This window comes from Streptomyces sp. NPDC085596, from assembly GCF_044541565.1.
Taxonomy (GTDB): domain Bacteria; phylum Actinomycetota; class Actinomycetes; order Streptomycetales; family Streptomycetaceae; genus Streptomyces.
This window is the reverse complement of record NZ_JBITTC010000004.1, coordinates 301,822-324,036: the sequence shown is the minus strand read 5'-3', so window position 1 is coordinate 324,036 and position 22,215 is coordinate 301,822. Positions and strand designations below refer to the sequence as shown.

The window sequence follows — 22,215 nt, the reverse complement described above, 5'->3', positions numbered from 1 at the left end:
TGATCGCCCGTCATGACCGTTGGTCAGCCGGTGGGTTCGAGCTGAGCGTCGCGGCGTACCAGGGCGGCATAGCGTCCGTCGCGCTCCAGCAGTTCATCGTGCGTGCCCAGTTCGGCCACCCGGCCGGAGTCGAGGACGGCTATCTGGTCGGCGTCCCGGACGGTCGAGAGCCGGTGGGCGATGGTGATGGTCGTCCGGTCGGCCGACAGCGCGTCGATCGCTTCCTGGACCGCCGCCTCGGTACGGGTGTCCAGGGCGCTGGTCGCCTCGTCGAGGATGAGGACGGGCGGGTCGCGCAGGATGGTGCGGGCGATCGCCAGGCGCTGCTTCTCGCCCCCGGAGAACCGGTGTCCGCGTTCGCCGACGACCGTGTCGTATCCGTCCGGCAGCGCGGTGATGTGGTCGTGGATCTGGGCGGCGCGGGCCGCCGTGTGCAGCTCGTCGTCGGTGGCTCCGGGCTTGGCGAAGCGGAGGTTGTCGGCGACGGAGGCGTGGAAGAGGTAGGTCTCCTGTGCTACGACACCGACCGCGCGGGCGAGGGTGTCGAAGTCGAGGTCACGGACGTCCACCCCGTCCACGGTGACGCGGCCGCCGGTGACGTCGTACAGCCTGGGCACCAGGCAGCCGAACGTCGATTTGCCGGCACCGGTCGGCCCCACGACTGCGAGACTGCCTCCGGCGGGCACGACGAGGTCGATGCCGTCGAGGACCGGGCCGCTCTTCTCGTCGTATCGGAACTCGACCCCCTCGAAGCGGACCTCTCCCTTGATGTCGTCGAGATGGACGGGGTCCACGCGTTCGGTGATGTCGATGGGCAGGTCGAGGTACTCGAAGATGCGCTGGAAGAGCGCGAGGGACGTCTGGATCTGAACGCCGGTGGACAGCAGGCTCACGGCGGGCCGGAACAGTCCCTGCTGGAGCGAGACGAAGGCGACGAGCGTGCCCAGCGAGACCCCGGTGCCGCCGAACTGGAGGGCCAGCCCCGCGGCCCAGTAGATGAACGCGGGCATCGCCGCCATGACGATCGTGATCACCGCCATGCGCCAGCGGCCCGCCATGCTCGCCCGGACCTCCAGGTCGACCAGGCGCTCGGACTCCTCGGCGAAGCCGGCGGTCAGCGAGTCGGAGCGGCCCATGGTGCGGCCGAGCAGGATGCCGCTGACGGACAGCGACTCGGTGACGGTGGCGGCCATCACGGCCATCTGTTTCTGCCGCCGGGTGGTGATCCTCTTGCGCTCGTCGCCCACGCGGCGGCTGATCCAGACGAACACCGGGAGCAGGAGCAGCGAGACGATCGTGAGCCGCCAGTCGAGGGCGACCATCGCCACGATCGTGGCGACCACGCTGGTGGTGTTGGAGACCAGGGACGTGGCGGTGGAGGTGACGGTGGCCTGCATACCGCCGATGTCGTTGGCGATGCGGGACTGCACCTCGCCGGTGCGGGTGCGGGTGAAGAAGGCGAGGGACATCCGCTGGAGGCGGCCGTAGACGGCGGTGCGCAGGTCGTGCATGACGCGCTGGCCGACGGTGGTCGAGATCAGCGTCTGCAGGACACCGAAGACGCTGGAGAGGACCGCGCTGAGGATCATGCCGAGCGCGAGCAGGCTCAGCAGTCCGGTACGGCCCTGCGGGATGGCGACGTCGAGGATCTCCCGCAGGAGAAAGGGCGTCGCCACCGAGACCAGCGAGGAGGCGCCGACCAGCAGGCCGACGATCCCGAGTCGACCGCGGTAGGGACGGAAGAGTTTAAGGATGCGGCGCACCTGCCGGGGCTGCTCCCCGGCGTCAGGAGGCGGCATCCAGGACGTTTCTCGTTCGAGGCTCAAAGGACTCCTACGGAGGTGAGGCGGAGGCGAGAAGGGTCGGACCGGGGGTCGGACCGGGAGGCGGCCGACTCCAGATCATTGAGCATAGCTCATTGTTACCTATACTCACAATGAGCGGGGTCCTGATATTGTTCCCGCATGACGACCCCAGATCCCGAGGGTGTGCTCGCCGAGCAGCTGCTGCGGCTGACCCGCCGGGTGCACCGCATCCAGAAGCGCCACCTCGAATGGCGTGATCTGGGCGTCACTCCCGCCCAGTCCCGCCTGCTGCGCACCCTCGCGCACTACGACTCGCCCCCGCGCATGGCCGACCTCGCCGAGCGCCTGGAGGTGGTGCCGCGTGCGGTGACGACCCTGGTCGACGGTCTCGAGGCGCACGGCAAGGTCCGCCGGGTCCCGGACCCGACCAACCGCAGGGTCACCCGGATCGAGCTGACGGACGAGGGCCGCGCCACTCTGAGCGAACTGCGCGGAGCGCGCCGTTCCGCCGCCGCGGAGATCCTCGCTCCGCTGACCGAGAAGGAGCGGCAGGTACTCGGCGTCCTGCTGGACACCCTGGTCGACGGCGACGCCACGAAGCGGTGAACGCCCCGCTCGGCCTCCGCTCATCCTCGCTTTCCTCACATCCTCACTTTTCTCGTCCGCGCGTCCTTGATCTGCGCGTAGTCGGACGACGGGGCGTGGCCGGAACCCAGTGATGGTCGGGCGACACGGGGAAAACCGTTTGAAATTCACCTCCACGCAAGGCGAACCTTTCACGGCTTGCCGCCACCTTCTGGTGTCGCCGCAGCCTGCCCCTCCCTGATACGAGCCACTGGGACGCCATGCAGATCCAAGACCTTCCGTACTCAGATCCCGGCGTACTGGACGCGCGCTCCGGCCCCCGCTTGCTGTGGTGGCTCGGGCGCAACCAGCTGGACGGTCAGTGCAAGGCACTGCTGTGGGGCGTGCTGCACTTCGTCTCCGTCTGCGCCCTCCCCTTCTGCGTGGGCCTGGCTGTCCAGTCGGCCGTCGACCGCTCCGCCACCCGGCTGGCCCTGACGGGCGGTCTGATGCTGCTGTGCGGCACGGGCATCGCGGTGGGCGACACCTTCCTGCACCGCGCCGCGGTCACCAACTGGATCACGGCGGCCGCCCGCCTCCAGCAGCTACTGGCACGCAAGGCCGCACACCTGGGCTCCGCGCTGACCCGGCGGGTCGCCGCGGGGGAAGTGGTCACCGTTTCGACGGGTGACGTGGAGAAGATCGGATGGTTCGTCGAGGCGGTGTCCCGCTTCACCGCGGCGGCGGTGACGGTCGTCGTGGTCTGTGTCGCGCTGGTGGTCTATCAGCCCGCGCTCGGCGTGATCGTCGCCGTGGGCTTGCCGGTGGTCGCGCTCGCGGTACTGCCCCTGCTGCCACGGGCCACCACTCGAGCCGACGTTCAGCGTGAGAAGGCCGGCCGCGCCACCGAACTGGCCTCGGACACCGTGGCCGGACTGCGGGTGCTGCGGGGCATCGGCGGCGAGGAACTGTTCCTGGACCGCTACCGCCGTGCCTCGCAGGAGGTACGGCACGCCGCGGTGCGCAGCGCCCGGATGTGGTCGGTCATCTCGGCGCTTCAGGTACTGCTGCCAGGTCTGCTGATGATCGTGGTCGTCCTGCGCGGCGTCCAGCTGGCCCGCGAGGGACGGATCACGGTCGGTGAACTCGTCACCGTCTACAGCGCGGTCATGATCGTCAACTATCCGCTGCGGCACTTCGTGGAGATCGCCATGGCGTACTCCTTCTCACGGCCTTCCGCCCAACGGGCCGCGCGGGTCCTGTCGTTGGGGCGCCCCACGGACATCGTCGGCTCGCGTGCGAGCGAGGTGCCGGACGGCGATCTGTTCGACCCGGTCACCGGTCTGCTCGCCCCCGCACACGGATTCACCGCCGTGGTGTGCGGTGACCCGGACATGGCGGGCCACCTCGCCGATCGTCTGGGCGGCCATCCCGCCGAGCCCGCCCTGTCGGTACTGCTCGGCGGAGTGCCACTGGACGAGCTTCCTCTCGACCACGCCCGCACCGTCGTCCTGGTCCAGGACAAGGACCCGGTGCTGCTGTCCGGAAGCCTGCGCGAACTGCTCGACGTACCCGCCTCCGGCGCCGTCCGCGCCGAGGACGCGCTGTCGGCCGCCCAGTGCGCGGACGTACTGGACGCCCTGGTGCAGGGGTCGCTGGACGCCGCCGACCCGATGGACGCGCGGATCACCGAACGCGGACGCTCCCTGTCCGGCGGCCAGCGACAGCGTCTCGCCCTGGCCCGCTCCCTCGTCGCGGACCCGGAAGTCCTGGTGCTGGACGAACCGACCTCGGCCGTGGACTCGCACACCGAGGCGAGGATCGCGGACGGGCTGCGCCGACTGCGCTCAGGCCGCACGACCGTGGTGCTCACCTCCTCCCCGCTGCTGCTGGACCGCGCGGACGGAGTCGTCTTCCTCCATGAGGGCGAGGTCGCGGCGACGGGTACCCACCGCGAGCTGATCGGCTCCGAGCCCCGGTACCGCGCCGTCGTGACACGGGAGACCGAGGACGAGCAGAGCCAGGCCGAGGACGCCACCGGGCCGCCCTCCGCACGGGAACGGTCAGCCACCACCGACGGAGCCGCTCTCCTGGGCGCTCTCGAACCGCTCGAAGAGATCGAGGAGAGCGCATGATCGGCGTAGCGCCACCGGCCTACGACCCGGCGGCCCCGACGACCGCCACGACGCTGCCCATCGGCGCGGCGGCGACCGTGCGCGACTACGTGGCGGAACTCTTCCGCCGTCATCGTCGGGCCTTCCTGCTGCTCATCGCCGTCAACACGATCGCGGTCATCGCCTCCATGGTGGGGCCCTTCCTGCTCGGCGGCCTGGTCGAACGCGTAGCCGACCGGGTCCCGAACCCCCGTCTGGGGCTGACGATCGGGCTCTTCCTGCTCGCACTGGTCGTACAGGCGCTCTTCACGCTGCAGGTGCGGCTGCGTGGCGCGATGCTCGGCGAGCGGATGCTGGCCGACCTGCGTGAGGACTTCCTGATCCGCTCGGTGCGGCTGCCGCCGGGCGTACTGGAGCGGGCCGGCACGGGCGACCTGCTCTCCCGCATCACCACCGACATCGACCGTCTGTCCAATGCCATGCGGGAGGCCGTTCCCGAGTTGGCGATCGGCGTCGTGTGGGCGCTTCTGCTGCTCGGCGGGCTCGTGGTGACGGCCCCGCCGCTCGCGGCCGCCATCCTGCTCGCGGTGCCGGTGCTGGTGGCCGGGTGCCGCTGGTACTTCAAGCGTGCCCCTTCCGGCTACCGCTCGGAATCCGCCGGGTACGCGGCCGTCGCCGCAGCGCTCGCGGAAACCGTGGACGCCGGCCGCACCATCGAGGCCCACCGCCTCGGCGCCCGCCGCATCGCCCTCTCGGACGAGCGAATCGCGCAGTGGACGGCGTGGGAAAGGTACACCTTGTGGCTGCGCTCGGTGCTGTTCCCCGTGATCAACGCCGTCCACGTCATCGTGCTGGGCTCCGTCCTCATGGTCGGCGGTGTCTTCGTCCTGCGGGGCTGGATGGACGTGGGGCAGCTGACCACGGGCGCGCTGATCGCCCAGATGCTGGTCGACCCGGTCAACCTGATCCTGCGCTGGTACGACGAGGTGCAGGTCGCCCAGGTGTCGCTGGCCAGGCTCGTCGGAGTCCGGGACATCGAGCCGGACGCCGGTGACGCCTCGCTGGTACCGGACGGGCGGGACGTGGACGCGGACCGGGTGCACTTCGGCTACCGCGAGGGTGTCGACGTGCTGCGTGCGGTGTCCCTGCGGGTCGCGCCGGGCACCCGGCTGGCACTGGTCGGCCCGTCCGGCGCGGGCAAGTCCACACTGGGCAGACTGCTCGCCGGTGTCTACGCGCCGCGGACCGGCCATGTCACCCTGGGCGGCGCGGAGCTGTCCGGGATGCCCGCCGAACGCGTCCGCTCGCACGTCGCCCTCGTCAACCAGGAGCACCACGTCTTCGTCGGCTCCCTGCGCGACAACCTCCTGCTGGCACGCACCGAGGCGCGGGACGCCGAGCTGTGGGCGGCGCTGGGCGCGGTCGACGCGGACACCTGGGCACGCGCGCTGGACACGGGGCTGGACACCGAGGTCGGTTCCGGAGGTCTGCCTCTGACCCCGGCGCAGGCCCAGCAGATCGCACTGGCCCGGCTGGTGCTGGCCGACCCGCACACACTGGTGCTGGACGAAGCGACCTCGCTCCTCGATCCACGCGCGGCACGCCATCTGGAACGTTCCCTGTCCCGCGTCCTCGACGGGCGCACGGTGATCGCCATCGCGCACCGTCTGCACACCGCCCACGACGCCGATGTGATCGCGGTCGTCGAGAACGGCAGCATCAGCGAGCTGGGCAGCCACGACGACCTGGTCGCGGCGGACGGCGCCTACGCCGCGCTCTGGCGATCCTGGCACGGATGAGGGGCGGTGTACCGGGCCGGGCAGGACCGCGGCCGGAAGACGGGCGAGGCGGCTGCGCTGCGGGCGGTTCCGCGGCCGTCCCTCTCCGGCCGCACGGCGTTGCCGTTGCGCGGTCCCGAATCGGAGTGGAAGGCTGGACGAAGGCACAGGGCCCGGAACGCGGGGGAAGTCTTCCCGGCCGTTCCGAGTGGTACCAGGGCCGTGTGTGCCGACGGGCCCGCACCTGCCACAGCGGCGCCGGGCCGTGCTCACCGGATGGAGGTTCCCGTGAACAGCGCCGACGGATGGGGTGACGACGTCTACCAGCCCGGCACCGACGAGATCCAGGAGGACTCCGGTGTGCTCGACGTCGAGGACACGTTGGACGCCGACGGTGTCGACGACCCCCTCGACCGGGGCTGGTCCCCTCCCGAGCGGCCGTGGGCGGTCGAGCACGAGGGCGTGACGGCGGCGGAACGCGCGGCCGGGGAGACGCTGGACCAGCGGCTCGCCGAGGAGCTGCCCGATCTGGCCGGCCCCGACGGCGACGGCCTCGGTGACTGCGACGGCACCGACGGTGAACTGCTCGACAACGAGGTCGGTCTCCGGCGTTCGGGGCGCCTGGTGGCCCCCGACGAGGGCACGCACGAGGACGAGGAGAGCGCGCTCGTGGCCACCGATGTGGGCATCGACGGGGGCGCCGCCTCCGCAGAGGAGGCCGCTGTGCACATCGTCGACGAGGACTCCCTTCCCGGTTGATCCGGAAGCCTCCCGTCCCACCGACTCGTGCGAGGAGCCGCCATGCAGCAGGACAAGCAGTCCGCGTACCGTCCCGTCGTCTTCCGTGACCGCTCGGCGGGCTACGCCTTCCTCACCCGGTCCACCGCGGTCAGCGAACAGACCATCGACTGGGACGACGGCGAGACCTACCCGGTGATCGACGTGGAGATCTCCTCCGAGAGCCACCCCTTCTACACCGGCAAGGCCCGCACGCTCGACAGCGAGGGGCGCATCGACCGGTTCGAGCGCCGGTACGGCGGGAAGCCCCCGGACGCTACCGCCTGACGGGGGGGCGCTTCGTCAGATGAAGTTGAGGGCCGCCGCGCAGCCCACTCCCCCGAGCAGCATGAACGCGGGCATGAGCACCCGCAGCTCGACCCAGCTGCCCGCCCGGAACCGCAGTACCTTCGGCGGCCCGATCGGGTACCAGCGCTTGCGGCCCACCGGGATCGGCCACAGGACGGGGCAGCCGGACACGGTCAGCGCGTCCCCGAGATCGTGGACCAGGGCGCCCAGCACGACCGGCAGGCCCAGCCACAGGTACTCCTGGCCGGGGGCGGTGAACAGCCAGTCGGCACCCTGACCCGGCTTGTCCAGCATTCCCGCCAGGATCCAGGCACTGGTCGCCGCGAGCAGCCAGACCAGCACATCGCTGCTGGAACCACGTGCCGCCCGCCACAGCAGACCTTCGATGGCCAGCACCATGTGCACGAAGAGAATGCCCAGGACACCCCAGCGGCCACCGGTGATCGCCACCAAGGAGCTGCCCGCGCCGATCATGACTGCCCACAGCCAGGTGTGGGTGAGGGTGCGGTGACCGCCCGACCGGCGCGCGTCGCCCGGCTTCCGGGTCGCCTTGTAGACGGCGTACGACAGCTTGTCGACGATCTCGCAGATCCAGCGGGACACGGGGCCGAAGGCCCGCGAGATGGTGGCCGCCTTGTGGTCGAGATCGGGGGCGAGCGCGGCGCCCGCACAGATCAGGGCACCCACCAGCAGGACCGGCCAGGGCATCGGGTGTCCGAAGGCGGCGGCCGCCGCTCCGACGCCGAGCCAGGCCGCGGCCCCCGACAGTGAGTGTGCTGGTCCCATCATGGCCGCGTCCCGCCCCATTCCTCGTGTGCCGCTGTCCAGTTGACCTGCGGTACTGATGCTCCGTCGGCGACACAGCGTAGCCTCCATGATCTTGACGCCCACAGCCGATTCCCCGGTTGACGGCACGGCCAGGCAAGATGGGGGCGTGACCCTCATCGATCAGCTGCCGCAGACCGCCGACCCCGACGCCCTGTACGAATCCTTCGAGTCGTGGGCCCAGGATCGCGGCCTCACCCTCTATCCCCACCAGGAAGAGGCGCTGATCGAGGTGGTGTCCGGGGCGAACGTGATCGTCTCGACGCCCACCGGTTCCGGTAAGAGCATGATCGCCGCCGGCGCGCACTTCGCGGCGCTGGCCCGCGACGAGGTCACCTTCTACACCGCTCCGATCAAGGCCCTGGTGTCGGAGAAGTTCTTCGAGCTGTGCAAGATCTTCGGCACCGAGAACGTGGGCATGCTGACCGGCGACGCCTCGGTGAACGCCGACGCGCCCGTGATCTGCTGCACGGCCGAAGTTCTGGCGTCCATCGCGCTGCGTGACGGCAAGAACGCGGACATCGGCCAGGTGGTGATGGACGAGTTCCACTTCTACGCGGAGGGCGACCGGGGCTGGGCTTGGCAGATTCCGCTGCTGGAGCTGCCGCAGGCCCAGTTCATCCTGATGTCGGCCACGCTCGGCGACGTGTCCTTCTTCGAGGAGGACCTCACCCGCCGTACCGGCCGCCCCACCGCCGTGGTCCGCTCGGCCACGCGCCCGGTACCGCTCTCCTACGAGTACCGGTTCACCCCGCTCACCGAGACGCTCACCGAACTGCTGGAGACCAAGCAGGCTCCGGTGTACATCGTGCACTTCACGCAGGCGCAGGCCGTGGAACGCGCCCAGGCGCTGATGAGCATCAACATGTGCACGCGTGAGGAGAAGGAGCGGATCGCCGCGCTGATCGGCAACTTCCGCTTTACCACCAAGTTCGGCCAGAACCTCTCCCGTTACGTACGGCACGGCATCGGCGTCCACCACGCCGGCATGCTGCCCAAGTACCGGCGCCTGGTGGAGAAGCTCGCCCAAGCCGGTCTGCTGAAGGTCATCTGCGGCACGGACACCCTCGGCGTGGGCGTCAACGTGCCCATCCGCACCGTGCTGTTCACGGCGCTGACCAAGTACGACGGGAACCGGGTACGCACCCTGCGGGCCCGCGAGTTCCACCAGATCGCGGGACGGGCCGGGCGCGCCGGCTTCGACACCGCCGGACTGGTCGTCGCGCAGGCGCCCGAGCACGTCATCGAGAACGAGAAGGCCCTCGCCAAGGCGGGGGACGACGCGAAGAAGCGCCGCAAGGTGGTGCGCAAGAAGGCTCCGGAGGGCTTCGTCGGCTGGACGGAGAACACCTTCGAGAAGCTGATCGCGGCCGATCCGGAGCCGCTGAACTCGCGGTTCAGGGTGACGCACACCATGCTGCTGTCGGTGATCGCCCGGCCCGGCAACGCCTTCGAGGCGATGCGCCACCTGCTGGAGGACAACCACGAGCCGCGCAGGCAGCAGTTGAGGCACATCCGCCGCGCGATCGCCATCTACCGCTCGCTGCTGGACGGCGGCATCGTCGAGAAGCTCGACAAGCCGGACGCCGAGGGCCGCATCGTGCGTCTCACGGTCGATCTCCAGCAGGACTTCGCGCTCAACCAGCCGCTGTCCACGTTCGCGCTCGCCGCCTTCGAACTCCTCGACCCCGAGTCGCCGTCCTACGCCCTCGACATGGTGTCCGTCGTCGAGTCCACCCTGGACGACCCGCGGCAGATCCTCGCCGCCCAGCAGAACAAGGCGCGCGGTGAGGCCGTGGCCCTGATGAAGGCGGACGGCGTCGAGTACGAGGAGCGCATGGAGAGGCTCCAGGACATCACCTACCCCAAGCCGATGGAAGAGCTGCTCTTCCACGCCTACGACACGTACCGCAAGAGCCATCCCTGGGTCGGCGACCACCCGCTGTCGCCGAAGTCGGTCGTCCGCGACATGTACGAGCGAGCCCTGTCCTTCACGGAGTTGGTCTCCCTCTACGAGCTGGCGCGTACCGAAGGCATCGTCCTGCGCTACCTGGCCGGCGCCTACAAGACCCTCGATCACACCATCCCGGACGACCTGAAGTCCGAGGACCTGCAGGATCTGATCGAGTGGCTCGGTGAGATGGTCCGCCAGGTGGACTCCAGCCTCCTGGACGAGTGGGAGCAGCTGGCCAACCCCGAGGTGATGACCGCCGAGGAGGCCCAGGAGAAGGCCGACGAGGTGAAGCCCGTCACCACCAACGCCCGCGCCTTCCGTGTGCTGGTCCGCAACGCCCTCTTCCGCCGCGTGGAGCTGGCCGCTCTCGACCAGGTCGACCAACTCGGCGAGATGGACGCCGACTCCGGCTGGGACGCGGACGCGTGGGGCGAGGCCATGGACAAGTACTGGGACGAGTACGAGGACCTCGGCACCGGCCCCGACGCCCGCGGCCCCAAGCTGCTGGTGATCAAGGAGGAGCCGCAGAACGGTCTGTGGCGCGTCCGCCAGATCTTCGACGACCCCAATGATGACCACGACTGGGGCATCAGCGCGGAAGTCGATCTCGCCGCTTCCGACGCGGAAGGCCGTGCGGTCGTCCGCGTCACCGATGTCGGCCAGTTGTGAACACAGGAGAAACCCACCGATGACGAATCCGGCCGAGAGCCTGGTCGACCTGCTCGACCTGGAGCAGATCGAGGTCAACATCTTCCGCGGCCGAAGCCCGCAGGAGTCCCTCCAGAGGGTCTTCGGCGGCCAGGTGGCGGGCCAGGCGCTGGTCGCCGCGGGGCGCACCACGGAAGGCGACCGCCCCGTGCACTCGCTGCACGCGTACTTCCTGCGTCCGGGCCGGCCGGGCGTGCCGATCGTGTACCAGGTGGAGCGCGTCCGTGACGGACGCTCGTTCACCACACGGCGCGTCACGGCCGTGCAGCAGGGCCGCACGATCTTCAATCTGACCGCCTCCTTTCACAAGCCTGAGGAAGGACCGTTCGAGCACCAGCTGCCGCCGGCCCGTGTGGTACCGGACCCCGAGTCGCTGCCGCCGGTGGCCGAGGAGATCCGGAAGCACCTGGGCGCGCTGCCGGAGCAGCTGGAGCTGATGGCGCGCCGCCAGCCCTTCGACATCCGCTATGTCGACCGGCTGCGCTGGAACGCCGATGACATCGAGGGCGCCGAGCCGCGCAGCGCCGTGTGGATGCGCGCGGTCGGGCCGCTCGGTGACGACCCGCTGGTCCACACCTGCGCGCTGACCTACGCCAGCGACATGACCCTGCTGGACGCGGTCCGTATTCCGGTCGAGCCCCTCTGGGGTCAGCGGAACTTCGACATGGCCTCGCTGGACCACGCCATGTGGTTCCACCGTCCGTTCCGCGCCGACGAGTGGTTCCTCTACGACCAGGAGTCCCCGATCGCCATCGGCGGCCGTGGTCTGGCCCGCGGGCGCATCTACGACGTGCACGGGCAACTGCTCGTGTCGGTCGTCCAGGAGGGCCTGTTCAGGTCCCTCTAGCGTGGTCTCCGGGCGGCGCGCTCCGAGGGGTTCTGCGGCACAGCCAGGTCAGCAGCCCTCGGGGCGGTCGCGGCGCGTCCGGTGCGGGCGCGTGGCCGCCTCGCGGCAGCGGCCGGGAGGTCGGTTCCTCGGGGCAGACGCGCGCCGTGGCGATGTCGCTCGGCGCTGCCGGTGCGGGCGTTCGCACCACCGGCGCGGTGGGCAGTCGCCGTACGCGCGGCCGTCGCGTCGCGTGATCGCGCAGGCCCAGGGCTGGTGATGAGACGGGCGTCGGCACGCGCGTCGCCTCCAGTTGTCGCGCCAAGTCCGCGCTCAGCCAGGCGATCTCGTCCGCGTCCTGCGCGGTCATGATCTCCTCGCTGAGCAGCGCGGAGGGGGACCCGGGGGCGCCATGGCCGGGCAGGGAGGGCCGGAGCCGGTCCAATCGAGCCCGTTCATAGGGACTCTTGACGATCTCCGCGATCTCCGCGCCCGGCAGGAAGGCGGCGATGGCTCCGGCTCGCGTCCACGGGTCCTCGGCCTGGCGCAGAAGGAATCCGAGGTGTCGTCCCCGCCAGTTGCGTGGGCGCAGATCGAGCCCGGACGTCAGTTGGCTCCTGAGTGTCTCGGGCGTCCTGCCCTTGATCAGGTCGGCGTGGTCACCGTTCGCCACGAACTGCCTGAGTTCCTCGGCCAGATACAGCCACACCACGGCCCGGTACCGGTTGAGATAGAAGCGCACCGGCACCAGCAGCCCCAGTCGGGCGAGCCGGGCGAACCTGCCTTCGGAGACGCCCATGAGTGAGGCGCCCTCCTTGGTGCCCACGATCCGCACCCGCGCCCGGAGCGTCTCGGGAAAGCCGGCCTGCGCCTGGAGACGGGCGACCTCCTCCCAAGCGACCCGTCGGCCACCGCCTCCCACGTCGGGCACGGTGCGGATGCGGCCGAGCTGGACGGCCAGGTCGAACTCGTAGCGTTTGAGACCCAGTTCTCGAGCCGCGCGGATCGGTGCGCAGTGCGCGGGGCGTTCTGGGGTCAGGGTGGTCACGGATGCGATGGTGGTTCCCGGCATGGCTCTGCTCCCCCGTGGAGTCCGGCTCACGCCCTGTGCGTTCGCCGTGCACACACCGTAGCCGGAGCCGCGCACTCCGTGGCGAGCCTGTGGATAACCCTCCGAACTCCCGTGAATCCGCAGGTCAGAGGTCGGATACCGGAGTGTGTTCGGGCTGCCGGGCATTCACGCCGAGGTGTTCGCCGACCCGGTTCACGAGCAGCGTCATCTCGTAGGCGATCTGGCCGATGTCCGCCTCCGCACCGCTCAGCAGGCACAGGCAGCTACTGGGCCCGGCGGCGGTGACGAACAGTACGGCGTCGTCGTACTCGATCATGGTCTGGCGGACGCGGCCCGCGCCGAAGTGGCGCCCTGAGCCCTTTGCCAGGCTGTGCAGTCCGGAGGACACGGCCGCCAAATGCTCCGCGTCCTCGCGCCGTAGTCCGGTGCTCGCCCCGGTGACCAGTCCGTCGTTCGAGAGCACCAGCGCGTGCCGCACGTGGTCCACGCGCTGGGTGAGATCGTCCAGGAGCCATCCCAGTCCCTGGTTCTGCGCCATGTTCCGTCTCCCCGTGTGGCCTCTCCCCCTGGCTGGAGGAGCTTTCCGCAAGCCTTCCCCACCTCCGGCGTCCGGGCAAGCAGGATGGGCGTATGGCACAGAAGATGACCGACGAGGAATGGCGGGCGTTCGTCTCGCACGGCACCCGAACCGGCAAGCTGGCGACCGTAAGGGCCGATGGAAGCCCTCATATCGCCCCGATCTGGTTCCTGCTCGACGGTGACGAGCTGGTCTTCAACACCGGTGCGGGGACAGTGAAAGGGCGCAATCTCGCCCGTGACCCACAGGTCGCGCTCTGCGTGGACGACGACCGGCCGCCGTTCTCGTTCGTGGTGCTGAACGGCCAGGCCCGTTTGTCCGAGGATCTGGACGACATCCGCCGGTGGGCGACCCGGATCGCCGCGCGGTACATGGGCGAGGACCGCGCCGAGGAGTTCGGCGCCCGCAACGGCGTTCCGGGTGAACTGCTGGTGAGGGTGCACATCGATCACGTGGTCGCCGTGCGGGACCTCGCGGACTGAGGCGGGCTCAGCTCACCGAGTCGAGAAGCCGGGCGGTGTGCATGCGCCCGGCGTACTCGACGAGGCGGATCAGCACTTCCTTGCCGGAGTCGCGGTCGCGGGCGTCGCAGAGCACCACGGGTGTCCCTTGGTCCAGGTCGAGGGCGCGCGAGACGTCATGGGCGCCGTAGGGGCGTGCGCCGGGGAAGCAGTTGACGGCGACGACGAACGGAATGCGCCGGTGCTCGAAGTAGTCGACCGCCGGGAAGCAGTCCTCCAGACGGCGGGTGTCGGCGAGGACCACGGCTCCGAGGGCCCCTTGCGAGAGTTCGTCCCAGATGAACCAGAAGCGGTCCTGTCCCGGCGTCCCGAACAGGTACAGGGCGAGGCCGGAGCGGATGGTGATGCGGCCGAAGTCCATGGCCACGGTCGTGGTGACCTTGTGGTCCACGCCGTCGGTGTCGTCGACCAGCTGGCCCGCCTCGCTGAGCAGTTCCTCGGTGCGCAGGGGCCGGATCTCGCTGACGGAGCCGACCAGGGTGGTCTTGCCGACACCGAATCCCCCCGCCACCAGTATCTTCAGCGCCAGCGCGGAGATGTCGTCGGCGGCTTCGACGTGCTCAGAGGCCATGATCACTTCTCTCGGGAGGGCCGGCTGCGGTCGACGTACTCGGGGCGTGAGGTCAGCATCATGACAACTTCGACACCGCCTCGGGGGTTCGGACTGAAAAGCACCAGATGTGACCGACTTCCGGCCGATTGATCACCGGAAGCGTGCGGAGCGGCGATCGAAGAGGCGCCGGGTCGGTCGTGAACGCTCATCTACAGGGCCCGCAGCCCTTCGATGACCTCGCGCAGAATCCGCTCGTCCGGCAGCTGGGCGGGCGGCACCGGGCGGCTGACGGTGACGCAGCCCAGTTCCAGCAGGTCGCCCAGGAGCACTCGGACCACTCCCACGGGCAGGTCCGCGTCCGCCGCGAGTTCCGCGACCGACTGTGTCTCGGCGCGGCACAGCTCGATCAGGGTCCGGTGTTCCGGACCGAGCGTGCTGTCCTCGTCCGTGCCAGGCGCGGCGGGGTCGAGGGTGACGAGGGCGATGAGGTCGAAGGGCACGCCGGTGGGGCCTGGCTGGGTGCGTCCGCCGGTCATGGCGTAGGGGCGCACCAGTGGCCCGGCCTCGCCGTCGTACCACTGGCTGCCCTCGTCCCGGAGGTCGCCCGGCGGGTTCTCGGTCATCCGTTCCGGCCTTCCCGGTCAGCCGGCTGCGGGCGGCCGTGAGGCTACGCGCGGGGCGGTGTAGAGGTGTTCGCCCACGCGTCTGACCAGGCGCGCCATCTCGTAGGCGACCAGGCCGATGTCGGCGGTCGCCGCCGTGAGGACGGCGAGACAGGAGCCGTCTCCCGCGGAGACCACGAAGAGGAAGGCGTCGTCCAGCTCCACCATGGTCTGGCGGACGCCGCCCGCGCCGAAGTGGCGTCCCGTGCCCTTGGCGAGGCTGTTGAAACCGGAGGCCACGGCGGCGAGGTGTTCGGCGTCGTCGCGGCCGAGGCCGGTGGAGGCTCCGACCGCGAGGCCGTCGTTGGACAGCACGACGGCATGGCGTACCTCGCTCACCCTCCTGACCAGGTCGTCCAGGAGCCAGTCGAGTTCGCCGGATCGCTGGTTCGCGGTCGTGTTCGGCTCCTGGATCATGCCGGTTCTCCTTCGGTGCTGTCGCTGCCCGTGATGGGCGCTGGTGCGACGCGGCCGGGGCGGCGGCCGCCGCCGCGTACCCAGCCGTCGCGGTAGGCCGCCATGCGGTCCCGCACGATCTCGGGGGTCCGCCCCTCGTCGCCGGGAGGTTCGGGTTCCGCTGCCGGTTCGGCTGGGCGCTCCTTGCGGAGCTGGGGCGCGAGGCTGGCCTGGCGTACGCGGCGCGGAAGGTCGTCCGAGGATTCGGAGTCGGCCGGCGGGCGGTGGGGCCTCAAGGTACTGACTCCGGGAGGCGGTGTGTCGGGGGCGGGTTCGGCGGGCGGTGGCACGGTGGCGGCCAGGGCGGGCCGCTCGGCCTGCGTGGTCACCGCGACCGGGGCCGGCGCGGGAACGTCGGGCACGCGCGCGTACTCACGTTCCGGCTCTCGGTCGGCCGGGGGTTTCTCCGCGGGCTGCTCCGAAGTGCCTTGGTGCACCAGGGCGGTCGGCAGGAGCACGACGGCGGTGGTGCCGCCGTACGGAGAGGTGCGCAGGTGCACCTTGATGCCTTGACGGGCCGCGAGTCTGCTGACCACGAAGAGGCCGAGGCGGTCGCTGTCGAAGAGGTCGAGGGTCTCGGACTGCTCGATACGCCGGTTGGCCTCCACGAGGGTCTCGGCGCTCATGCCTAGGCCCCGGTCCTCGACTTCGAGGACGTAGCCGTTGCCGACCGGTTCACCGGACACGCGCACGCGGGTGTGGGGCGGCGAGAACTGGGCGGCGTTCTCGACCAGTTCCGCGAGCAGGTGGGTGAGGTCGGCGACGGCCGCTCCGATGACAGCCGCCTCGGGGAGCTGACGGACCTCGACGCGCGCGTAGTCCTCGATCTCGGAGACGGCCGCGCGGACGACATTGGTCAGGGACACCGGCATACGCCAGGCCCGGCCGGGTGCCGCTCCGGAAAGGATGATCAGACTTTCGGCGTGGCGCCGCATGCGCGTGGTGAGGTGGTCGAGCCGGAACAGGTCACTCAGCTCGTTCGGGTCGTCGGAGCGGCGCTCCATGCTGTCGAGCAGGCTGAGCTGGCGGTGGACCAGTACCTGGCTGCGGCGGGCGAGGTTGACGAAGACTCCGGAGATGCCGCTGGCGAGTTCGGCGCGTTCCACCGCGGCGTGCAGGGCGGCCCGGTGCACGGTCGTCAGGGCCTCCGCCACCTGTCCGGTCTCGTCCTCCGCGGGCGGTCCGGCGGGCGCCTCGGCGCGGATGTCGATGTCCGCACCCGCGCGGAGTTTCCGCATGGCCGCCGGGAGTTTACGGCGGGCGATCTCCAGAGCGTCGTTGCGCAGACTCACCAGCTCGACCACGAGCGTGCGTCCGATCCGGACCGAGATCACGAGCGAGGCGACGACAGCGGCCAGGCCGAAGAGCACGGCGGCGCCGGCCGGGCTCAGCACCCCGTGGGTGAACGGGTCGGCCCGGCCCGCGACCGCCCGGCTCGTGTCCGCCGCGATGGTGCTCATGTCCGCCTGCACGCGCGCGTGGGCGGTGGCCCAGGCCGAACCGGGCGCGGTGTCGCCCGCCTTGGCGCCGGAGCCCGCGGCGAGGATGCGGTCCTCGGTGGCGGTGAGGGCGAGGTAGGAGCTGCCGTGCGCGACGCGGTTCCAGGCGGCGCGCTGGGCGCCGGGCAGGTCGGCGACGGCGACCTGGGTAAGGGCGCGCCGGTTGGCGACGGCGCCGTCCAGCAGCCGTAGCCGCCGGCCGCGAAGCTCGTCTTCGGGGCGCGCGCTCGCGAGGACGGCGTTCTCCTGGGCCAGTGCCTCGGCTGCTCGGGAGAATTCGAGCAGCACGCGCGCGTCGGAGCCGACATCGGCCCGCTGGATGCCGGAGAGGGCACCGTCCACGGCGAACGCGGCGTCGATGGTCCTGGAGTACCGGTCGTACGCCTTCGCCCAGTCCGCCTCGCGGCCGAGCACCGCGGCCCGCAGCGTACGGAGCTGCTCGGCGCCGCCGACGAAGGTCTCCAGACGGCTGCCGACTCCGGCGGGGAGTTGCTGGCCGGCGGCGACGGTGCTGTCGTCGCCGAGTCGCAGCTCGGCCACCGCCCGGTCGGTGGTGGCCGCGAGGCCGCGGAGGTCGTTCCCGCGTGCCGCGTTCGGTTCGGCGGCGTACCGCACGGCGGCGGCTCGCTCCGCTTGCAGGGCGGCGACGGCGACCGCGACGGGAGTGCGCAGTTCGGCGTCGACGCGCTGGGACTGGCGCAGTCTGGAGACATCCTGGGCGGTGGTCACGGTGGCGTACGCCCACAGCGCGAGGAGGGAGACCACCGGCACCATGAGGAGGCAGACCACCTTGGCGCGCACGGTCCGGGGGCGCATGTGCCAGCGGCCCGCACGCGGGGGCGCGTAGTCCGGCGACATGTCGAGGTACATGTCCGGTCCCTCGTCGGCCGGTGGCCCGGCATGCGCGCGTCGGCCGCGTAGCGGCGTCGGGGACTGCGCCGGCGGTCCGGCCTTCGGGGTGCTACGGGGTGGGCGCATGGCCTCCTCGCTCGGGCAGTGGGTCAGGGCTCTGGGGGGCCGGGCTTCCGCTAGCGGGCGGCGCCCTCGACGGGCTGTTGGGCCGTGGCGGACGCCTGGCGCTCGTCCGCCGTGGGCGAGAGGGCGACGAAGGCCGAGGTGATGAAGAGGTAGGAGCCGAGGCCCACGGCGAGCGGGAAGATGAACTGCATGGCCGTGACTCCCGGCAGGGTCGCGCCCGAGGGACTGACATGGACGCTCACCGCGAACATGCCGCTGTAGTGCATGCTGCTGACGGCCGCCCCCATGACGAGGGAGGCGAGAGTGACCGCGAGCGGGGACTTGATGTTGAGGCCCGCCCACAGTGCGGCCGTGGCGGCGACCACCGCGATCACGACCGACAGTCCGACGAGGACGGGATCGTAGGTCACGTTCCCGTGCAGCCGGACCGCGGCCATGCCCAGGTAGTGCATGCTGGCGACGCCGAGGCCGGTGGTGAGGCCGCCGATCAGCAGGGCGCGATTACGGTCCTTGCTGTAACCGACGGCGAAGACGCCCGCGCACACGACGACCATGGCGACGACGAGGCTCAGGATCGTCAGCGGCACGTCGTAGCGGATGTCGGTGCCGCTGACGCGGAAGCCGAGCATGGCCACGAAGTGCATGGTCCAGATGCCGGTCCCGATTGCTGAAGCGGCCGTGATCAGCCAGTTGCGCCGTGCCCGGCCGGTCGTGGCCAGCGCGCGCACTGTGCAGCGCAGGCCGAGTGCGGCGCCGATGCAGGCCATCGCATACGAGAGCGCCGGGGTCAGCCATCCGAAGGCCGCGTGGTCAAGGTGTCCCATGGCCTCCGGACGCTAGCCGGGGCAGGGGCGTACAGAGGGGGCGCGTTTCGAAAGCTGGCACAACATGACACGGAGGGTGTCCGAACATGACGTGGAGTTGTGGTGAAAAGATCGCATCGCGCTCGATCCATGCGCGTGCGGCGTCAGCGGTGGTGGTGAGAGATCATCGGAGTATGAGTGACGACCACACACACGTCCAGGAGTTCTTCACCGCGCGGGCGGCCGACTGGGACAGCAAGTTCCCCGACGACGGCCCCGCCTATGCGGCGGCGGTGTCCGACATGGGGCTGCGCGCGGGCGGCCGGGTGCTCGACGCGGGGTGCGGCACGGGCCGCGCGCTCCCGTCGCTGCGCGCCGCTGTGGGGTCGTCCGGGACAGTGATCGGGGCGGATCTCACCCTGGCCATGCTTGAGGCCGCCGCTCGGGCCGGGCGGGGCCAGGAGGGTGCTCTGCTGCTCGCGGATGTCACCACGCTGCCCCTGCGGTCGGAGTCCCTGGACGCCGTCTTCGCGGCGGGGCTGATCGCGCACCTCCCTGAGCCGAGCGAGAACCTGCGCGAACTGGCCCGCGTGGTGCGGCCCGGTGGCACGCTCGCCTTGTTCCACCCCATCGGCCGGGCTGCCCTCGCCGCTCGCCAGGGCAGGCAGCTCACGCCCGGCGACCTGCGGGCCAAGGCCAACCTCGGCCCCCTCCTGGCGTGTTCCGGTTGGCGCATGACGTCGTACGTCGACGAGCCTGACTATTTCCTCGCGCTTGCGGTCCGCGGGTCCTGAGACCGGCTTCCGGACTCTGGGCCCTCTTCTCACTCCACAGCGTCGGTCGATTTCGCCTGCCTCACCGGGCAGCCGCCCATACCCGGCACGGGGCGCGTGCCCAAGTCAGTGGGGCGGTAGCCGTTCGGGTAGCTCTTGATCTCCCAGTTCTGCCGCGCGAAATGGGGCGCTCGGCGCGGAGGCAGCAGCCTGACCAGCCGCCCGCGTGTCCGTACGGCGCGACGCGCCAGCGAGGTGACGGTCGCGCTCGGTGCTTCGTAACGGAAGGCGCGTAGCAACGGCTCGTCGAGCAGGGCGAGCGTCACCGAACGCAACAGCGGTGCGAGCGGCCGCGGATACCAGGACGCCATGAGGTCGAGCGTCGCGTCGGACACCTGCCTGGCTTGTTCGTCCCAGGCGAAGTGCTCCTTCTCGTACGAGTCGAGGAGAGCCTCGAATTCCTCGAACGTCTCGGGGATGTCGGGGATGCCCATGTGCCGCCCGAGGGTGCGGTAGTACTCCGTGGTGGCGACGATCTCGTGCCGGGACAGACGCCGCCAGGCGTAGGTGTCGATCCAGCGTCTGGGCATCACGACGAAGGTCGACAGCACGTAACGCATGTCGTCGTCGCTGATGTCGTAGCTGCGGTGCATCTGGTTGATGCGCCGGATCGCGGTACGGCCCTCGTGGGAGGCGAAGCCGTGTTCCATGACGGTGTCGAGCAGCAGGGCGGTGTCGTCGTACCGCCGCTGCGAGCGCTCGGTCAGCTCCGCCGTCTCGGCGAGCAGCCGGCCGATGCCGGGGACGGCGTAGGTGCGGTACAGGGCCAGTTCCAGCGCCCGTGTGTAGTCCCAGGGGAATTCGAACGCGGCGCTGAGGCGGTAGATCTCCGCGGCGTCGGCGACCGGGTCAAGCCGCCGGATCCGGTCGAGCCGCTCGAAGCGTTTCACCGTGAGGTCCCCCTTATGCCGCAGAAATTTCAACTCTACTTTGAGCAACGAGACATGTGCGAGGAGCGAGACCCCGACCGGGGGAAGGTGGTTCGCGTGTTCGACATGCTGCGCAAGTACGCCGCCAGGCTGGGTACTTCCCCGCGTGGGGAAGCCGTCGCCGAGCGGAAAAGGCGCGGGCACAATCTCTTCGAGGCCGCGGCGGCCTATGTGGCGGCCCGTGCGCAGGACGACCAGGACGGAGTGGACGAGGCGTCGTCGTGGGTGTCACCGGAGGCGCTCTCCTTCGGCGTCGGCGAACTGGCGAGCCGAGCCGTCGTCACCCTTGCCCACGAGCGTTCCATGACCCCGAGGGCGGTGGCCCGCGACTTGCTGGGCCTGCCGGCGGACTGACAAAAGCTCCTGCCGGACAGGGGTGTTTCGCCCCTGTCCGGCAGGAAAACCGCAGCTCCCCCCGGTGCGCGGAGTCGTGACAAGCCTCTCCCCCGCGCACTAGGGTGCGCGCCGACGGACGAACCACTGGGGAGGCTGAGATGGCCGGGTCGGACGATGCACCCGAGGCTGCCGCGGACGAAGCGCTGTACGTGTTGACGGCAGTGCTGCTGACGCCGGCGCAGTTCCCGAGCGTGCTGGGTGACGACTACCCCACGGCCTGCGCGGCACTGGGTCTCACACCGCTCGACGAGGGGTACGGGCTGGTTCTCGGGCAGGACGGTGACGGAGCCCGGTGGACGGCCGTCATCGACGACGTTTCCCTGGTGGCGGTGGCGATCGCCTCGTGGGACTGCGGCATGGAGTACGAACTGTCACCCGATGAGCGCACGCTCGTGGCGGCCCTCCCCGGCTGGCCTCTGGCACTGGCCGTCGCCGCACCCGATGTACCCGCCCCGCACGACCCGGTCACCGATGCCGCGGACCAACCTCCCCTCACCCCGCCGGACACCAGCACCTGGGGGTCGGCCCAGCGGCGTCTCGGTGCAGACGAGATAGCCCTCCAGTGGGCGGAGTGGCGCGGTCGGCTCGATGACGCCGACGTCCTGCCGAACATGCGTCCTTCCGGTACCGAAGCACCCGCACCGGAGACCGGAGCCGACGCCAAGGCCGAGCCCGAAGGCGCGGCCAAGCCCGGCCATCCGGGCGTGCGACAGGTGCTGGCGGAGGCGCGTGCCTACATCGACGCGCCGCCGCCCCTTGGACGTGTCCGCTCGTCCTTCGCCCCTGGAGACGCGCGGACGCTGCGTGCCGACGGTCCCGGCTGGTCGATCGTGGCCCGCACCGACGACATCGCGTTCGTCCTGCTGGACGCGGAGCCCGGCGAGGTCATCCCCGTGGGACGGGGCCGGGAACTCCCCGGCCTGCTGGAAGGGCTGGACAAGATCGCCGTACGTCCGATCTGACCCCACTCGGCTCAGCGGCCGATCTCCTTGCGCGTGACCCGGCGCAGCCTGCGCCGCTGCGAGGGGTCCAGCGCCAGATACGCGGCGGCGGGAACCCCCACCACGATCAGGAACGCCACCCACCAGGGCAGCCATATCAACAAGATCAGCCCGACCGCCACGCCACCTACGGCGATCTTCGCGTTTCTCGACATGCGCTCCGCCTCCTTCGTCACGACCCACTGCCGCTCTCTGCATGGAAAACGGTCCCGGGCGCCCCACGGTTCCGGCCGCCGCCCCTGAGACATCCCTGAAGCCCGACCCTGAGGAACCCT

22 protein-coding genes are annotated in these 22,215 nt (G+C 70.5%); 11 read left to right on the top strand and 11 right to left on the bottom strand.

Annotated elements, in window-relative coordinates; translation table 11 throughout:
* Positions 1-23: 23 nt before the first annotated feature.
* Positions 24-1,799: an ABC transporter ATP-binding protein gene (locus ACIGA3_RS14570; protein WP_399714682.1), complete on the bottom strand. Its 1,776-nt coding sequence runs from the start codon at positions 1,797-1,799 to the stop codon at positions 24-26.
* 165 nt (positions 1,800-1,964) lie between these two features.
* Here ACIGA3_RS14570 and ACIGA3_RS14565 point away from each other — a divergent pair, with 165 nt between their 5' ends.
* The 5 genes from ACIGA3_RS14565 to ACIGA3_RS14545 all read left to right on the top strand — a co-directional run bounded on the left by ACIGA3_RS14565 (position 1,965) and on the right by ACIGA3_RS14545 (position 7,326).
* The gene (locus ACIGA3_RS14565; RefSeq protein WP_399714679.1) at positions 1,965-2,411 is read left to right on the top strand and encodes a MarR family winged helix-turn-helix transcriptional regulator; all 447 of its coding nucleotides are present in this window, start codon (positions 1,965-1,967) and stop codon (positions 2,409-2,411) included.
* Between the two features lie 239 nt (positions 2,412-2,650).
* On the top strand, positions 2,651-4,504 hold the full coding sequence (locus tag ACIGA3_RS14560) for an ABC transporter transmembrane domain-containing protein (RefSeq protein WP_399714677.1): 1,854 nt from the start codon (positions 2,651-2,653) through the stop codon (positions 4,502-4,504).
* The gene (locus tag ACIGA3_RS14555) at positions 4,501-6,282 is read left to right on the top strand and encodes an ABC transporter ATP-binding protein (RefSeq protein WP_399714674.1); all 1,782 of its coding nucleotides are present in this window, start codon (positions 4,501-4,503) and stop codon (positions 6,280-6,282) included. Before ACIGA3_RS14560 ends, ACIGA3_RS14555 begins: the two co-directional genes overlap by 4 nt.
* Positions 6,283-6,549: 267 nt before the next feature.
* Positions 6,550-7,020: a DUF5709 domain-containing protein gene (locus tag ACIGA3_RS14550; protein ID WP_399714671.1), complete on the top strand. Its 471-nt coding sequence runs from the start codon at positions 6,550-6,552 to the stop codon at positions 7,018-7,020.
* Between the two features lie 42 nt (positions 7,021-7,062).
* On the top strand, positions 7,063-7,326 hold the full coding sequence (locus ACIGA3_RS14545) for a type B 50S ribosomal protein L31 (protein ID WP_399714668.1): 264 nt from the start codon (positions 7,063-7,065) through the stop codon (positions 7,324-7,326).
* A gap of 15 nt (positions 7,327-7,341) precedes the next feature.
* On the opposite strand, the gene ACIGA3_RS14540 is transcribed toward ACIGA3_RS14545, so the two are convergent.
* The gene (locus tag ACIGA3_RS14540; RefSeq protein WP_399714666.1) at positions 7,342-8,136 is read right to left on the bottom strand and encodes a metal-dependent hydrolase; all 795 of its coding nucleotides are present in this window, start codon (positions 8,134-8,136) and stop codon (positions 7,342-7,344) included.
* 145 nt (positions 8,137-8,281) lie between these two features.
* Between ACIGA3_RS14540 and ACIGA3_RS14535 the strand changes: the two genes are divergently transcribed.
* Positions 8,282-10,795 (top strand): DEAD/DEAH box helicase, encoded by a 2,514-nt coding sequence (locus ACIGA3_RS14535; RefSeq protein ID WP_399714663.1) that lies wholly within the window; start codon positions 8,282-8,284, stop codon positions 10,793-10,795.
* 19 nt (positions 10,796-10,814) lie between these two features.
* The gene (locus tag ACIGA3_RS14530) at positions 10,815-11,681 is read left to right on the top strand and encodes an acyl-CoA thioesterase (protein WP_399714660.1); all 867 of its coding nucleotides are present in this window, start codon (positions 10,815-10,817) and stop codon (positions 11,679-11,681) included.
* On the opposite strand, the gene ACIGA3_RS14525 is transcribed toward ACIGA3_RS14530, so the two are convergent.
* A complete protein-coding gene (locus ACIGA3_RS14525; RefSeq protein WP_399714657.1) occupies positions 11,668-12,732 on the bottom strand; it encodes a DUF6397 family protein in 1,065 nt (354 codons plus the stop codon). The two genes, ACIGA3_RS14530 and ACIGA3_RS14525, sit on opposite strands and share 14 nt — an antisense overlap.
* Positions 12,733-12,856: 124 nt before the next feature.
* On the bottom strand, positions 12,857-13,270 hold the full coding sequence (locus ACIGA3_RS14520) for a roadblock/LC7 domain-containing protein (protein ID WP_399714655.1): 414 nt from the start codon (positions 13,268-13,270) through the stop codon (positions 12,857-12,859).
* A 92-nt stretch (positions 13,271-13,362) separates the two neighbouring features.
* On the opposite strand from ACIGA3_RS14520, the gene ACIGA3_RS14515 reads away from it, so the two are divergent.
* Positions 13,363-13,791, top strand: coding sequence for a PPOX class F420-dependent oxidoreductase (locus ACIGA3_RS14515; protein ID WP_399714653.1), 429 nt, complete (start codon positions 13,363-13,365; stop codon positions 13,789-13,791).
* Positions 13,792-13,798: 7 nt separating this feature from the next.
* Here ACIGA3_RS14515 and ACIGA3_RS14510 read toward each other — a convergent pair whose 3' ends face one another.
* From ACIGA3_RS14510 to ACIGA3_RS14490, 5 genes are all read right to left on the bottom strand, one after another.
* On the bottom strand, positions 13,799-14,401 hold the full coding sequence (locus tag ACIGA3_RS14510) for an ATP/GTP-binding protein (RefSeq protein ID WP_031180290.1): 603 nt from the start codon (positions 14,399-14,401) through the stop codon (positions 13,799-13,801).
* A 191-nt stretch (positions 14,402-14,592) separates the two neighbouring features.
* Positions 14,593-15,006 carry a DUF742 domain-containing protein gene (locus tag ACIGA3_RS14505; RefSeq protein ID WP_399714650.1) on the bottom strand — a complete coding sequence of 138 codons (414 nt, stop codon included), beginning with the start codon at positions 15,004-15,006 and terminating at the stop codon, positions 14,593-14,595.
* 18 nt (positions 15,007-15,024) lie between these two features.
* Positions 15,025-15,462, bottom strand: coding sequence for a roadblock/LC7 domain-containing protein (locus tag ACIGA3_RS14500; RefSeq protein WP_399714648.1), 438 nt, complete (start codon positions 15,460-15,462; stop codon positions 15,025-15,027).
* Positions 15,459-17,978 carry a nitrate- and nitrite sensing domain-containing protein gene (locus ACIGA3_RS14495; protein WP_399714645.1) on the bottom strand — a complete coding sequence of 840 codons (2,520 nt, stop codon included), beginning with the start codon at positions 17,976-17,978 and terminating at the stop codon, positions 15,459-15,461. The genes ACIGA3_RS14500 and ACIGA3_RS14495 overlap by 4 nt, the downstream gene beginning before the upstream one ends.
* Positions 17,979-18,028: 50 nt before the next feature.
* Complete coding sequence (locus ACIGA3_RS14490; RefSeq protein ID WP_399714642.1) at positions 18,029-18,802, bottom strand: MHYT domain-containing protein; 774 nt, start codon at positions 18,800-18,802, stop codon at positions 18,029-18,031.
* 173 nt (positions 18,803-18,975) lie between these two features.
* Between ACIGA3_RS14490 and ACIGA3_RS14485 the strand changes: the two genes are divergently transcribed.
* Positions 18,976-19,575, top strand: coding sequence for a class I SAM-dependent methyltransferase (locus ACIGA3_RS14485; protein ID WP_399714639.1), 600 nt, complete (start codon positions 18,976-18,978; stop codon positions 19,573-19,575).
* Between the two features lie 29 nt (positions 19,576-19,604).
* Here ACIGA3_RS14485 and ACIGA3_RS14480 read toward each other — a convergent pair whose 3' ends face one another.
* Entirely contained in the window at positions 19,605-20,504 is a 900-nt protein-coding gene (locus ACIGA3_RS14480) for an oxygenase MpaB family protein (RefSeq protein WP_399714638.1), read from the bottom strand.
* Between the two features lie 96 nt (positions 20,505-20,600).
* Here ACIGA3_RS14480 and ACIGA3_RS14475 point away from each other — a divergent pair, with 96 nt between their 5' ends.
* Positions 20,601-20,897, top strand: coding sequence for a hypothetical protein (locus tag ACIGA3_RS14475; protein ID WP_399714635.1), 297 nt, complete (start codon positions 20,601-20,603; stop codon positions 20,895-20,897).
* Between the two features lie 140 nt (positions 20,898-21,037).
* A complete protein-coding gene (locus ACIGA3_RS14470; RefSeq protein WP_399714632.1) occupies positions 21,038-21,901 on the top strand; it encodes a hypothetical protein in 864 nt (287 codons plus the stop codon).
* Positions 21,902-21,912: 11 nt separating this feature from the next.
* Here ACIGA3_RS14470 and ACIGA3_RS14465 read toward each other — a convergent pair whose 3' ends face one another.
* The gene (locus ACIGA3_RS14465; protein WP_399714630.1) at positions 21,913-22,095 is read right to left on the bottom strand and encodes a hypothetical protein; all 183 of its coding nucleotides are present in this window, start codon (positions 22,093-22,095) and stop codon (positions 21,913-21,915) included.
* Positions 22,096-22,215 lie beyond the last annotated feature (120 nt).